This window comes from Streptomyces sp. MST-110588 (assembly GCF_022695595.1).
In the GTDB taxonomy this organism is placed as follows: domain Bacteria; phylum Actinomycetota; class Actinomycetes; order Streptomycetales; family Streptomycetaceae; genus Streptomyces.
On sequence record NZ_CP074380.1, the window covers coordinates 346,121 to 360,291 of the forward strand.

General features: G+C 71.7%; 8 protein-coding genes and 1 pseudogene. 6 read left to right on the forward strand and 3 right to left on the reverse strand.

Annotated elements, in window-relative coordinates; genetic code table 11:
* Nucleotides 1-149 precede the first annotated feature (149 nt).
* The gene (locus KGS77_RS01535) at nucleotides 150-1,115 is read left to right on the forward strand and encodes a LysR family transcriptional regulator (protein WP_242578314.1); all 966 of its coding nucleotides are present in this window, start codon (nucleotides 150-152) and stop codon (nucleotides 1,113-1,115) included.
* On the opposite strand, the gene KGS77_RS01540 is transcribed toward KGS77_RS01535, so the two are convergent.
* Nucleotides 1,093-2,241, reverse strand: coding sequence for a bile acid:sodium symporter (locus KGS77_RS01540; protein ID WP_242578315.1), 1,149 nt, complete (start codon nucleotides 2,239-2,241; stop codon nucleotides 1,093-1,095). The two genes, KGS77_RS01535 and KGS77_RS01540, sit on opposite strands and share 23 nt — an antisense overlap.
* Before the next feature lie 1,337 nt (nucleotides 2,242-3,578).
* On the opposite strand from KGS77_RS01540, the pseudogene KGS77_RS01545 reads away from it, so the two are divergent.
* The 5 genes and pseudogenes from KGS77_RS01545 (at nucleotide 3,579) to KGS77_RS01565 (ending at nucleotide 11,375) form a co-directional block, all read left to right on the forward strand.
* Nucleotides 3,579-7,219, forward strand: a pseudogene (locus KGS77_RS01545) (nitrate reductase subunit alpha).
* A 1-nt stretch (nucleotide 7,220) separates the two neighbouring features.
* Complete coding sequence (narH, locus tag KGS77_RS01550; protein ID WP_242578316.1) at nucleotides 7,221-8,900, forward strand: nitrate reductase subunit beta; 1,680 nt, start codon at nucleotides 7,221-7,223, stop codon at nucleotides 8,898-8,900.
* Entirely contained in the window at nucleotides 8,897-9,523 is a 627-nt protein-coding gene (gene narJ, locus KGS77_RS01555; protein ID WP_242578317.1) for a nitrate reductase molybdenum cofactor assembly chaperone, read from the forward strand. Before narH ends, narJ begins: the two co-directional genes overlap by 4 nt.
* Entirely contained in the window at nucleotides 9,520-10,338 is an 819-nt protein-coding gene (gene narI / locus KGS77_RS01560; RefSeq protein ID WP_242578318.1) for a respiratory nitrate reductase subunit gamma, read from the forward strand. Before narJ ends, narI begins: the two co-directional genes overlap by 4 nt.
* Nucleotides 10,338-11,375: a tellurite resistance/C4-dicarboxylate transporter family protein gene (locus KGS77_RS01565; RefSeq protein ID WP_277994175.1), complete on the forward strand. Its 1,038-nt coding sequence runs from the start codon at nucleotides 10,338-10,340 to the stop codon at nucleotides 11,373-11,375. The genes narI and KGS77_RS01565 overlap by 1 nt, the downstream gene beginning before the upstream one ends.
* Nucleotides 11,376-11,423: 48 nt before the next feature.
* Here KGS77_RS01565 and KGS77_RS01570 read toward each other — a convergent pair whose 3' ends face one another.
* Nucleotides 11,424-11,858 carry an STAS domain-containing protein gene (locus KGS77_RS01570; protein ID WP_242578320.1) on the reverse strand — a complete coding sequence of 145 codons (435 nt, stop codon included), beginning with the start codon at nucleotides 11,856-11,858 and terminating at the stop codon, nucleotides 11,424-11,426.
* A gap of 326 nt (nucleotides 11,859-12,184) precedes the next feature.
* A complete protein-coding gene (gene gcl / locus KGS77_RS01575; protein ID WP_242578321.1) occupies nucleotides 12,185-13,966 on the reverse strand; it encodes a glyoxylate carboligase in 1,782 nt (593 codons plus the stop codon).
* Nucleotides 13,967-14,171 lie beyond the last annotated feature (205 nt).

Here is a 14,171-nt window from a genome sequence, read left to right on the forward strand (position 1 = left end):
GGCCGGCCAGCCCGGTGCGTACCCACGTGCCGCCCGGCATGGACAACCGTCCGTTGACCCGGAGCATCTAACCGAAGGGCGGGTTCCGAGATCAAACAACCGAAACGCCGACGAGCTACAACCATTGATTGTGTCAGTAGGCTGTCGCCGTGGATCTCAACGCTGTACGTACCTTCGTCGCGGTCGCGGACGCCGGCCAGTTCCAGAAGGCCGCCGCCGACCTCTCACTCACCCAGCAGGCCGTCTCCAAACGCATCGCCACGCTCGAACAGGACCTCGGCGTACGCCTCTTCGACCGCACCGCGCGCGGAGTCGGGCTCACCATCGACGGCCAGGCATTCCTGCCCCACGCCCGTACCCTCCTGCGGGCCGAGGAACGCGCAGCCGCGTCCGTACGCCCGGAAAGCCGCGCCCTGCGCGTGGACGTGATCGGCCGACGGGTCTCCCCGGCCGGGCTGCTGCGGGCCTTCCACGACGCGCACCCCGAGATCCTGCTCGACGTCATGACCCTCTTCGACGCCGACCAGGCCGTCACCGCGCTCCAGACGGGCACCGTCGACGCCACCTTCCGCGCCGTGACCATGCCCGGCAGCCGGCTCCCCGAAGGCATCGCCAGCATGCCGGTCTTCGACGAACCCCTCCAGTTGTGCGTCGGCCCCGCCCACCCCTTCGCGGAAGCCGACGCGATCACCCCGAGCCGGCTCACCGGACAGCGCGTCTGGATGCCCGGCAACCTTCCCGGAACCGAATGGGGCGCCTACTACGACGCCTTCGCCGACGCCTTCGACGTCACCATCGACACGATCGGCCCCGACTTCGGCGTCGAGGCCCTCCTGGACGCCATCGCCGGCTCCGACTCACTGGTCACCTTCTTCGGCGAACGGACACCGCTCGTCTGGCCCGTCAGCCATGACCTGCGACGGATTCCCCTGCGCGACCCCACCCCGGTCTATCCGCACTCCCTGCTCTGGCGTACGGACAACCCGCACCCCGCGCTCACCGCCCTGCGCGACTATCTGGCCGCCGTAGAGCCCCGCCGCCCCGACACGGACACGTGGGTACCGGCATGGGCCGAACGCCCCCGCCGCGGTGCTAGGACCGGGAACGATCACTGAACCGTCCCCGCCGATCGCCCCGTCGCGTCAAAGACCGCCGATGCGTGACTCCACGGGCCGGTGCGGGCAGCGGACCCGCAGGGAGCCGTGGCCCGGGGCGGCGCGGCCGGCCCGCCACTCCGGCCACGATCTTCTGGAGCAGGCTGTACGAGAGGATCGGCACCAGCACTCCCGGACGGTGGGAGAACCAGCCGGCGGCCAGCACGGCCGCCGCGCTGCTGTTGTTCATCCCGGTGGCGAAGGTGAGGGAGACCCCGTCGGGCCGGTCGCACCGCGTCCAGCGCGAGATCCACCGGCCACACCAGAAGGTCAGACAGCACACTGCGCCGGAAATGCCCAGTGCCAGCAGCAGAAGGTCGGGGTCCGGGCGGGCGAGGGCCTGCCCCAGCGCGCCGACCGCGTTGATGTAGCACAGCAGGAGGATGTTCACCAGGTTGACGGCCTTGGCCGCGGGCAGAACCCGGCGTACGCCGTCGTCGCCGAGCCCGATGCGTACAAGGATTCCGGCCAGGCACGGCAGCACCACCGCCACCAGCGCGAACACGCCGGCTCCGGTGCGGGCGAGCAGGTCGAGCGTGGAGGTGTCATCCAGGGCGCCGGCGCCGGAGGGGCCCACCAGCCGGCCGGTCAGGTGCATGCCGAGCGGGACGGTGAGCGGGCTGAGCACGGTGGAACCGACCACCATCGCGACGGCCAGGGGGACGTTGCCGCCGGCGTGCTGCCCCCAGGAGGCGGCGCCGCCCGCGATCGGCATCGCCAGCACGAGCAGGAGCCCGACCACCAGACCTTCGGCTTCCCCGGGGTCGGGCCAGGCGCGCAGGGCAAGGGCGACGACCGGCAGGACGAGCACGGGCAGCAGGGCGTTGGCGACGATGCCCAGTACGAGTCGCAGCGGCCGGCGCACCACCGTACGGAGCTCGGTGACCCGCACGCCCAGCCCGGCGGTGAACAGCATCACCGCGAGCAGGACCATCGGCAGCGTCAACTCGGCCGCGCCCACCGGCATCCGCAGTATCGGCCCGCGCAGCGCCCGGCCCGGACCGGGGAACACCCCGGCCAGGACGTAACACCCCAGCATCAGTCCCAGCAGCCATCGCTGCACCGCGGCCACCACTACGCCCGTCACGCGAAGGAGCCTATAGCCGCCCCAGGACCACCCTCGATCCCCGACTCAGCCCACGCGCCCCGACACCGCGCCCCGGCCGCCCTCACAGCACACCGGACCACCTAACAGGACGATTCGAACGCGCCCGCTCCCCCAGCCGGGGGTTACCCGGAAGAAGGTGGCCAGAACCCCGGCCCAGAACACGAACCGACCCGCGAACCGCCACGCGGACCGGCCCCGTGCACCAACGCTGTAAACCGGCCCCGTGGACCGACGCCGCTAACTGCCCCCGTAGACCAACGCTGGGAACCGGCCCCGTAGACCAACGCTGCGAACTGACCTCGCGAACCGACGCTGTGAACTGGCCCGGTGGATCGACGCTCCCAACCGACTTCGCGTACCGGCCTCGTGGACCGGCCACCACCACAGTGCGCCCGGCCACCTACAGGGCAAATCGAACGCCCCCATCCCCCCAATCGGGGGTTACCCGAAAGCGGGTAGCCAGAACCCCGGCTCAGCACTCGGACCGCCACCGTGGACCGCCACCGTGGACCGACGCCGCGAACCGATCCGGCCACCCGGCCACCACCATAAGGCGGCCGGCCCCACCTACTGGACGAATCGAACGCGGATGTTCCCCCAACTGGGGGTTACCCGAAGGGAGGCGGCCAGAACCCTGGTCCAGGGCTCGGCCCCCCTCTCCGCGGCCCCGGGTGCGCGGCACGGCATGAGTGCGGGACTCGACACGGGTCCGAGGCTCGGCCCGCACCCCCGGCTCGGCCCTGACGTGAGGCCCGGACCGTGTACGGGGCTCGGCCTGTCGCGTGAGGGGTGGTGCCCCTTCTCCGCCCGGAGGCCGCGGGAGGGGATGCGGCCGGGCGGCAACTCGCCGCCGGCTTCGGGTGGGGGCGTGTCGGTGGCTTGGGGCTGTCGGTGGCGGGCGAGGGCGGCTTTCTGTTGGGGAGGCGGTCTGTCAAGGGGGCAAGGTGGCCATTCGAGGGGCGTCTGGTGGTGCTCCGGTGCCGATGGGAGGCGGGTGGGCTGTCGTGCGGCGACGCGTATTCTCGGCCCGCGAGCGGAGCGGGGAAACGGGGCCGGGATGCCTGGGTGCCCCGGGTCAGGCGTAACTGCCTTGCACGCTCCTGCCGTTCACCTGTTTGTCGAACAGCCGTAGCGACCCTTGTAAAGGGCAAGGAAAATAAGTTCTAGATGCAACCAACTGGCCGAAAAGAGGTCTACGCCAAAGACCGGTCAGGGGCAGTCTGGCCCCCGTCCGTCGACCAGCACGTGCCGGAGGTATCGGATCCGGCAGGCCGATCCCCAGGGAGTCCGAAGGCGTGGGACGCAGCAAGGCGAAGATGGAAAGGGCCGCGGCGGATGCGGCCGAGCGGCTCTTGGCCATGGGAAGGCTGTTGCAGCGGGCGCCGACCACACCGGAGGGGCGGGCGGTCTTCCGTACGGACCAGCGGGTCAACGACCAGCCCTACCGGGAGCGTTGGGCGCACGACAAGGTGGTGCGCTCCACGCACGGGGTGAACTGCACCGGCTCGTGTTCATGGCAGGTGTACGTCAAGGACGGTCTGATCACCTGGGAGACCCAGGCGACCGATTACCCCTCGACCGGGCCGGACCGGCCGGACTACGAACCGCGGGGCTGTCCGCGCGGTGCGTCGTTTTCCTGGTACACGTACTCGCCGACGCGGGTGCGCCACCCGCAGGCGCGCGGTGTGCTGGTGGAGATGTTCCGGGACGCCAAACGCCGCCACGGCGGCGATCCGGTGGCGGCCTGGGCCGAGGTCACCGGCGATCCGGACCGCCGCCGCCGCTACCAGTCGGCGCGTGGCAAGGGCGGCCTGGTGCGCATCGGCTGGCAGGAGGCGCTGGAGATCGCGGCGGCGGCGCATGTGCACACCCTCCAGAAGTACGGGCCCGACCGCATCGCCGGTTTCTCGCCGATCCCGGCGATGTCGATGGCCTCGCATGCCGTCGGCGCCCGTTTCCACGCCTTGATCGGCGCGCCGATGCTGTCGTTCTACGACTGGTACGCGGACCTGCCGATCGCCTCGCCGCAGGTCTTCGGCGACCAGACGGACGTGCCCGAGTCGGGCGACTGGTGGGACGCGGCGTATCTGATGCTGTGGGGCTCGAACGTCCCGGTGACGCGGACGCCGGACGCGCACTGGATGGCCGAGGCGCGCTATCGCGGCCAGAAGGTCGTGGTGGTCTCCCCGGACTACGCGGACGCCACGAAGTTCGCCGACGAGTGGCTGCACCCGCATCCGGGTACGGACGGGGCGCTGGCCATGGCCATGGGGCACGTGATCCTGCGGGAGTGCTTCGTGGAGCGGCAGGTGCCGTACTTCACCGACTACGTCAAGCGGTTCACCGACCTGCCTTTCCTCGTCGCCCTGGACGAGCGGGAGGGGAACACCCACACTCCCGGCGCGTTCGTCACCGCCCGGGACCTGGACCTGGCCCCGGACGCCGACGCCGCGTCCCGGCGCTGGATGCCCGTGCTGTACGACGCCGTCACCGATCAGCCGGTCGTACCCCACGGCACGCTGGGTGATCGCTGGAGCAAGCCCGGTGAGGGCCGCTGGAACCTGGATCTGGGAGACATCGATCCGCGGCTCAGCTTCTACGGTCGTCCTGGCGCCGCCACCGCCGGCGTGCGGCTGCCCCGCTTCGACGAGGAGGGTGCGACGATCGAGCGGGCGGTGCCCGCGCTGCGCCTCGGCGGGCGCCTGGTGACCACGGTCTTCGACCTGATGCTCGCCCAGTACGGCGTGCGGCGCGACGGCCTCGGCGGGCAGTGGCCCTCCTCGTACGAGGACGCCTCCGCGCCCTGCACGCCGGCCTGGCAGGAGGCGGTCACCTCGGTGTCCGCGCGGGCGGTGGTGCGTACGGCACGGGAGTTCGCCCGCACCGCCGAGCGCAGCCGGGGCCGCTGCATGATCGTCATGGGGGCGGGCACCAACCACTGGTTCCACTCCGACACCATCTACCGCTCCTTCCTCTCGCTCCTGCTGCTCACCGGCTGCCAGGGCGTCAACGGCGGCGGCTGGGCGCACTATGTGGGTCAGGAGAAGGTGCGTCCGTACACGGGCTGGCAGCAGCTCTCCACGGCGTCCGACTGGGTGCGCCCGTCGCGGCAGATGGCGGGAACACCGTACTGGTACCTGCACACCGACCAGTGGCGCTACGAGAAGTTCAGCGCGGACGCCCTGGCGCCGTCGACCGCGCCCGGCGCCCTGTCCGCACTGCACACCGCGGACCTGGTGGCCCGCTCCGCCCGGCACGGCTGGATGCCGTCGTATCCCACGCTCTGCGCCAACCCGCTGGACCTGGGGCGGCAGGTACGCGCGGCGGGGGCCGATCCCGCCGAGTGGGTGGCGGCCGAGTGTGCCGCCGGGCGGCTGTCGTACGCCTGCCAGGATCCCGACGATCCGGCCAACTGGCCGCGCGTCCTGACCGTGTGGCGGGCGAATCTGATCGGCTCCTCCGCCAAGGGCAACGAGTTCTTCCTGCGGCATCTGCTCGGCGCGTCCGACAACGCGAGCGCCCAGGAGGTCCCGCCCGGGGCGCGGCCCCGGGAGGTGGCCTGGCGCAAGGAGGCGCCGCGGGGCAAGCTCGATCTGCTGCTCGCCCTGGATTTCCGGATGACCTCCACGACCCTGTTCGCCGATCTGGTGCTGCCCGCGGCGACCTGGTACGAGAAGCACGATCTGTCGAGTACGGACATGCACCCGTACGTGCACGCCTTCTCCCCGGCGATCAGCCCGCCCTGGCAGGCACGTACCGACTTCGAGATCTTCCACGGCATCGCCGCCGAGGTCAGCCGGCTGGCCAGGGGCCGCCTGGACGTGGCGCATGACCTGGTGGCCACCCCGCTGCAGCACGACACCCCCGGCGAGGCGCCTCCGGAGGGGCCCACCGGCCCGCGGTTCACCGTCGTGGAGCGGGACTACACCGCCCTCGGGGACCGGATCGCCGCGCTGGGGCCACTGGTCGAGGAAGAGGGGATGACGGTCAAGGGGTGACCGTGTACCCCGTACCGGAAGTGGGCTGGCTGGCCGCCCGGTGCGGTACGGCCGGCCGCGGACCGGTGCGCGGGCGGCCCCTGCTGGATACGGACGTCAAGCTGTGCGAGGCGGTCCTGGCCCTGTCGGGCACCACCAACGGCCGTCTGGCCGCGGAGGGTTTTGAGCGGCTGGCCGAGCGCTGCGGCGCCGGATCGGGGCTGTGGGAACTGGCGGCGTCGGTGGCCGGGCGACGGGTGGAGTTCTCCGACACCCAGGCGCGGCCGGTCCAGGTGGGGGCGAGCTTCGAGTGGTCGGGCAAGGAGGGGCCGGAGCGCCGCTACGCCCCGTTCACGGTCAACACCGAGCACCTCAAGCCCTGGCACACCCTCACCGGGCGTCAGCACTTCTACCTCGATCACCCCTGGGTCGCCGAGTACGGCGAGCAACTGCCCGTCTACCGGCCGCCGCTGGACCTGTCCGCGCTCGGCGAGCGGCCGGCGGAGTGTAGCGACGGCGGGCGTTCGGTGACGGTGCGCTACCTCACGCCGCACTCGAAGTGGTCGATCCACTCCGAGTACCAGGAGAACCTGCTGATGCAGACGCTGGCCCGGGGCGGCCCGGTCATCTGGACCAGCGTGGAGGACGCCGCGGCCATCGGCGTGGCGGACAACGACTGGATCGAAGCCGTCAACGCCAACGGGGTGGTCGTGGCGCGCGCGGTGGTCTCGCACCGTATGCCGCCCGGCACGGTGTTCATGTACCACGTGCAGGAGCGCCTGGTGAACGTGCCCAGGTCCGAGGCCACCGGGCGGCGCGGCGGCGTGCACAACGCGCTGACCAGGCTGCTGATCAAGCCGACCCATCTGATCGGCGGGCACGCCCAGTTGTCCTTCGCCCCCAACTACTACGGCCCCACCGGTAATCAGCGCGACGCGGTCACCGTCATCCGCCGCCGTTCGCAGGACGTGGAGTACTGACATGCCCCGTGGCAAGGCCACCACCGGACCCGCCATCGGACGCTGTATGGCACAGGTCGCCATGGTGATGAACCTCGACAAATGCATCGGCTGCCATACCTGTTCGGTCACCTGCAAGCAGACGTGGACCAACCGCGACGGCACCGAGTACGTGTGGTTCAACAACGTCGAGACCCGCCCCGGACAGGGCTACCCCCGCGGCTACCAGGACCAGGACAAGTGGCGGGGCGGCTGGCAGCTCAAACACGGACGGCTCGTCCCCCGCAGCGGCGGCCGGGCCCGGCGCCTGGCCCGCCTGTTCGCCAACCCCGACCTGCCCTCCTTGGAGGACTACTACGAGCCCTGGACCTACGATTACGAGAACCTGACCACCGCGCCGCTGGGTGAGGACGTGCCCACCGCGCCGCCCCGCTCCCTGATCGACGGCGAACCCACCGCGATCACCTGGGGTCCGAACTGGGACGACGACCTCGGCGGCGGGCCCGCGCAGCTCGCCGACGACCCGGTGCTGAGGAAGATGAACGAGCGGGTGCGCCTGGAGTACGAGCAGGCGTTCATGTTCTACCTGCCGCGGATCTGCGAGCACTGCCTGAACCCGTCCTGCGTGGCCGTGTGCCCCTCCGGCGCGCTGTACAAGCGCATCGAGGACGGCATCGTCCTGGTGGACCAGGACCGCTGCCGGGGCTGGCGGATGTGTGTGAGCGGCTGCCCGTACAAGAAGGTCTACTTCAACCACCGGACCGGCAAGGCCGAGAAGTGCACCTTCTGCTATCCGCGCATCGAGGCGGGCCAGCCGACGGTGTGCTCCGAGACCTGCGTGGGCCGGCTGCGCTACCTCGGTGTCATGCTGTACGACGCCGACAAGGTCGGCGAAGCCGCCGCCACCAAGGATGAACGCGGCCTGTACGAGGCCCAGTTGGACTGTTTCCTGGACCCCGGTGACCCGGCCGTGGTGCACGCCGCCGAGCAGGCGGGCATCCCGCACGACTGGATCACCGCCGCCCGCCGCTCCCCGGTGCACGCCCTGATCAGCACGTACAAGGTGGCGCTGCCGCTGCATCCGGAGTACCGCACCATGCCCATGGTCTGGTACATCCCGCCCCTGTCACCGGTGGTCGAGTCGCTGACCGCCACCGGGCACGACGGGGAGGACCCGGCCAGGCTGTTCGCCGCCATCGACTCCCTGCGCATCCCCGTCGGCTATCTCGCGGAACTGTTCACCGCGGGCGACCCGGCTCCCGTGGAAGCCGCGCTGTGCCGGCTGGCCGCCATGCGTACCCATATGCGGCGCATCAATCTCCACGAGGAGCCCGACCCCGCCATCGCCCGCGCCGTCGGCATGAGCACCGACGGCATCGAGGACATGTACCGGCTGCTGGCGCTGGCCAAGTACGACGAGCGCTACGTCATCCCCACCAGCTACGCCGCCACCGCCCCCGCCGACGGCCTGGACGCGGGCTGCGGCCTGGACGGCGACGGCGGGCCGGGCATGTACGAGGCGGACGCCTTCCACGCACCCCTGGTCTCCGGCCACGAACCGGGACGTGGCGGTGAACCGGGGCCCGGCGGTGAACCGGAACACGCCGGGGTCTCGCTGCGCGGCCGGGTGAACCTCCTGAACTGGAACGGCGAGGGCCGCCCCGACGGACTCTTCCCGCGCGCCGAGGGCGGCACCCGGTGAGCCGCCCCGTCACCCACCAGGCCGCCTCCCTGCTGCTCGGCTACCCCGACGAGAGCTGGCCCGGGCGCCTGAGTGCCGTACGTACGGCACTGGAGCCCGTGCCCGGCCCCGACATCGCCCTCCTGCTGCGGTTCTGCGCCCGGGTCCAGGAGACACCCCCGCTCGCGCTGGGCGCCCAGTACATCGCCACCTTCGACCGCAGCCGCCGGCGGTGCCTGTACCTGACCTACTACACCGACGGCGACACCCGCAGGCGGGGCGCGGCACTGGCCGGCCTCAAGGCGCTCTACCGCGAGCACGGCTGGCAGCCCCCCGGGGACGAACTGCCCGACCACCTGCCCCTGATGCTGGAGTTCGCCGCCCGCACCCCGCAGGCCGGTACGAAGCTGCTGGCCGGGCACCGCCCCGCCCTGGAACTGCTGCGCCTGGCCCTGGCCTCGTACCGCAGCCCCTACGCCGACATCGTCGAGGCGGTCTGCCACACCCTGCCCGGCCCCGGCCCCGCCGACCGCCGAGCAGCCCTGCGCCTGGCCCGCAGCGGCCCGCCCGCCGAAGCGGTCGGCCTCCTTCCGTTCCCCCGACGAGCTGCCGACTCCCCGCACGTGGAGGAGACCTCCCGGTGAAGCATCTGCACATCGCCCTGTGGGGCGTACTGCCCTACCTCGCCGTCGCCGTCCTGGTCACCGGCACCGCCTGGCGCTACCGCTACGACCGGTTCGGCTTCACCACCCGCTCCAGCCAACTGCACGAACACCGCCTGCTGCGCATCGGCGGCCCCCTCTTCCACTACGGGATCTTCTTCGTCGCCGCCGGGCACGTCATCGGTCTGCTCGTCCCCGAATCGCTCACCGAGCGCGTCCACATCCACGAGTGGCTCTACCACGCCAACGCCCTGATCGTCGGCGGCACCGCCGGGCTCGCCACCCTGGCCGGTCTGGCGATCCTGCTCCACCGGCGGCTGCGCGTGCCCGCCGTACGGGCGGCGACCAGCCGCAGCGACCGCGCCGTCTATCCGCTCCTCATCTGCGTCGTCCTGGCCGGCCTCGCCGCCACGGCCACCACCTTGCAGCCCCACCCCTACGACTACCGCGTCGGCGTCTCGGTGTGGTTCCGCTCCCTGCCGGCCCTGGACCCGGACGTGCCCGCCATGGCCCATGCCCCGCTCGTCTACCAGATCCACGCCCTGCTCGGCATGGCCCTGTTCGCCCTGTGGCCCTTCAGCCGTCTGGTGCACGCCTTCACCGCGCCCCTGGGCTATCTGGCCCGCCCCTACATCGTCTACCGTTCGCGCGGCGCCCGGCGTGTCCCCGCCGCCCAGCCATACGGCGCCCAGCAATACGGCGCGCTCCCATACGACGCCGGGGAGTACGGCGCGCGCCGACACGGCGCACATCCCGCGCGGCGCCGGCCGGCGCAGAGCACCCCGCCGCGCCGGTGATGTGGTCGGCGCTCCCCCACCGCTGCCGGAGGCTGCCGCCCGCCTGCTTCGCCCCCGTCATGGCCACCGGCATCGTCTCCCGGGCCCTGTCCCGGACCGGCGCCCACGCCCTGTCGGCCGCACTGTTCGGCCTCGCCCTGGCCACCTACCTCGTGCTCCTGGCAGCCACCGCGCTCAAGGCCGCCTGCCACCGGGACACCATCCGGGGTGAACTCCAGGACCCCGGCCGGCTGTTCGGCCACTTCACGCTGGTCGCCGCCAGCGGCGTCCTGGCCACCCGCAGCCCCGCCCGCATCACGGCCTGCGTGCTCCTGGTCATCGCCGCCCTCGCGTGGACGGCGCTCGCCCTCGCGGCGGCCGGGCTCCGGCGCTTGGGGACGCACCTGGTCCTGCGGCAGGCCGACGGCACCTGGTTCCTGGCCACCGTCGGCCTGCAGGCCCTCGTCCTCACCCTCATCCGCATCCACCCCGGCCGCACGGTCCTGACCGGCGCTCTCCTGCTGTGGGGTACGGGAGTCCTGCTGTACGCCGCCACGCTCGCCACGGTCCTACGGCGACTGCTGTCGACCCTGCCCCCGGCCGCCCGCCTGGCCCCCAGCTACTGGGTCGCCATGGGCGCCGCCGCCATCAGCACCCTCGCCGGTACCCAACTCCTCACCCGTTCCGCGCTCCTGCCGCCCCTGGCCCGCGTTCCCCTCGGCGGCACGGTCCTGACCCTGTGGGCCTGGGCCACCCTCCTGATCCCCCTCCTGGTGGCCGCGGGCATCTGGCGTCACCTGCACCACCGTGTCCCGTTGGCCTACGAACCCGCCCTGTGGTGCATCGTCTTCCCCGTGGGCATGTACGCCACCGCGACCGCCGAACTCACCAGCGCCCAGCGGATCGGCGCGTTGACGCGCCCACACCCCCTCCTGCCATCCCTCTTGCCGTCCCTCCTGGCATGGGCCGCCCTGGCGGCATGGCTCGCCGTCGGCCTGCGCTGCCTCACCGACCGGCTCGGCCCGCGTTCCCGGCACGAGGCACCGGCCCACCGGTAGCCGCCACCACAGCGGGGGCGCGCCCGGCAGGCCCGTACGGCCGTCCGCTCACTCGATGGCGGTCGTCGGCCCCCCGGCCTCCCCTCCCCGGACCGGGAGGCCGCCGGCGCAGGCTTCCTCCAGGGTGGCCACCGGGCGGAAGAGCGAGCTGAGCCCGGTGATGCCCAGCAGGTGCAGATGCTGGGCCCGGACGCACACCAGCCGCAACTGACCGCCCTGCTCATGGATCCGCTGACGGATACGGCACAGCAGACCCAGCGTGGCGCAGTCGATGAAGTCGGCGGGGCGCAGGTCGACGACTACCCGCGGGCCGGGGTGCCGGGCCGCGGCTTTCAGGTGCGCTTCGGCCAGGGGCGCGGTGGCCACGTCGATCTCCCCGTGCAGGGTGACCACGGTCCAGCCGTCCACGAGCCGGGTGCGGGCGTAGGTGGCGGGCTGTCCGGTCGCCGGGAAGGCCGTACGGACGGACCGGGTGAATGGCATACCTGAATACATGGCTGGCGCCCCCTGGGACAAAGTCCCGCGGTACTCCGCGGACCTGCGGCAATAGGGCGACGCCGGGGACCGGGGCGACGCGTGCGGGAACACCGTACGAAGGAAAGCGTCGGCAGAAACGTACTTGCGCAGCAGTACCCCACGTCCGGGTGAATTTCGGCGATTAGCCGTGCAGAGACGGCGAGGAGTACTCACGCACCATCCGCACCATCCACCGCCGGGACCGGGGACACATGGCACACTTTCCGGGCCCGGCGGTCGACGACGCACCGGTCAGCCCGTACGGGCCGGCTCAGGTGGCCGTACGGACCAGCTCAGGCCGGCGGCGCGACGGCGGTCGGCGCGTGCCCCGGCTCGGTGGCCAGCGCCTCGAACTCCACCACTTTGTCGATGTCACCACTGGGGCTCATCGCGATGTCGGTGACGCGTTCCAGGATGACTTCGACCACGACCGGCACACGGTGCTCGGCGGCGAGCTTCCTGGCCCGTTCGAACGCCGGCAGCAGTTCCGCCGGGTCGGTGACGCGCAGGGCCTTGCAGCCCAGTCCCTCGGCGACCTTGACGTGGTCCACGCCGTACCCGCCCAGTTCGGGGGAGTTGATGTTCTCGAAGGAGAGCTGGACCTGGTAGTCCATGTCGAACGCCCGCTGTGCCTGGCGGATCAGCCCCAGGTAGGAGTTGTTCACCAGGACGTGGACGTAGGGGATGTGGAACTGCGCGCCGACCGCCAGCTCCTCGATCATGAACTGGAAGTCGTAGTCGCCGGAGAGCGCGACGACCGGCGCGTCCGGGTCGGCGGTGGCGACGCCGAGCGCCGCGGGCACGGTCCAGCCCAGCGGGCCGGCCTGGCCGCAGTTGATCCAGTGCCGCGGCTTGTAGACGTGCAGGAACTGCGCCCCGGCGATCTGTGAGAGCCCGATGGTGGAGACATAGCGGGTCTCGGGGCCGAACGCCCGGTTCATCTCCTCGTACACCCGCTGCGGCTTGATCGGGATGTCGTCGAAGTGGGTACGGCGCCGGAGCGTGGCCCGGCGCTCCTGAGTGGCGGCGGCCCAGGAGCTGCGGTCCGGGAGCCCGCCGGCGTCCCGCAGCTCGCGCGCCACCTCGATGAACAGCTTCAGCGCGGCGCCCGCGTCCGAGGTGATGCCGTAGTCCGGCGCGAAGACCCGGCCGATCTGGGTGGGTTCGATGTCGACGTGGACGAACGTGCGCCCCTTGGTGTAGACGTCCAGGTTCCCGGTGTGGCGGTTGGCCCAGCGGTTGCCGATGCCGAGCACGAAGTCGGCGGCGAGCAGGGTGGCGTTGCCGTAGCGGTGCGAGGTCTGGAGGCCGACCATGCCGGCGTTGAGCCGGTGGTCGTCGGGCAGGGCGCCCCAGCCCATGAGGGTCGGCACGACGGGGACACCGGTGAGTTCGGCGAACTCTGCCAGCGCACCGGCGGCGTCCGCGGTGATGACGCCGCCGCCGGCCACGATCAGGGGGCGCTCGGCCTGGTTCAGCATCGTCAGCGCCTTGAGGATCTGCGCCCGGGTGGCGGCCGGACGGTAGACCGGCAGCGGCTCGTAGGTGTCCGGGTCGAAGTCGATCCCGGCCTGCTGGACGTCGAGCGGCAGGTCGATCAGGACCGGGCCGGGGCGGCCGGAGCGCATCAGGTGGAACGCCTGCTGGAAGACGCCGGGGACCTGCGCGGGCTCCAGCACGGTGACGGCCATCTTGGTGACCGGCCGGGCGATCGCACAGATGTCGACGGCCTGGAAGTCCTCCTTGTGGAGGCGGGCGGTCGGTGCCTGGCCGGTGATGCACAGGATCGGCACGGAGTCCCCGATGGCGGAGTACAGGCCGGTGATCATGTCCGTACCGGCGGGCCCCGAGGTGCCGACGCACACCCCGATGTTGCCGGCCACGGCGCGGGTGTAGCCCTCGGCCATGTGGGAGGCACCTTCCACATGGCGGGCGAGGGTGTGCGTGATGCCACCGCCGGCCCGCAGCGCCGCGTAGAAGGGGTTGATCGCGGCGCCCGGCACACCGAACGCGTGGGTCACGCCTTCGCGCTTGAGGATCTCCACTGCCGCACGGGCGGCGGTCATTCGAGGCATCGAGTACTCCTGCGTCGTTCGGCCGGTGACACGATCTACGAGCTGCGATTTTCCGTATTACGGAATCTTTATTTTGTTCTACGGAAGAAGGTAGGGCGCGGCGATGTACCCGTCAAGGGAGAAGGAGTGGCTGCCGGGCCGGGCGAGGGTCACGGGCGGGTGGCACCGACGGGCGCCCTGGCGCCACGCCCTATCCTTGCCGCGC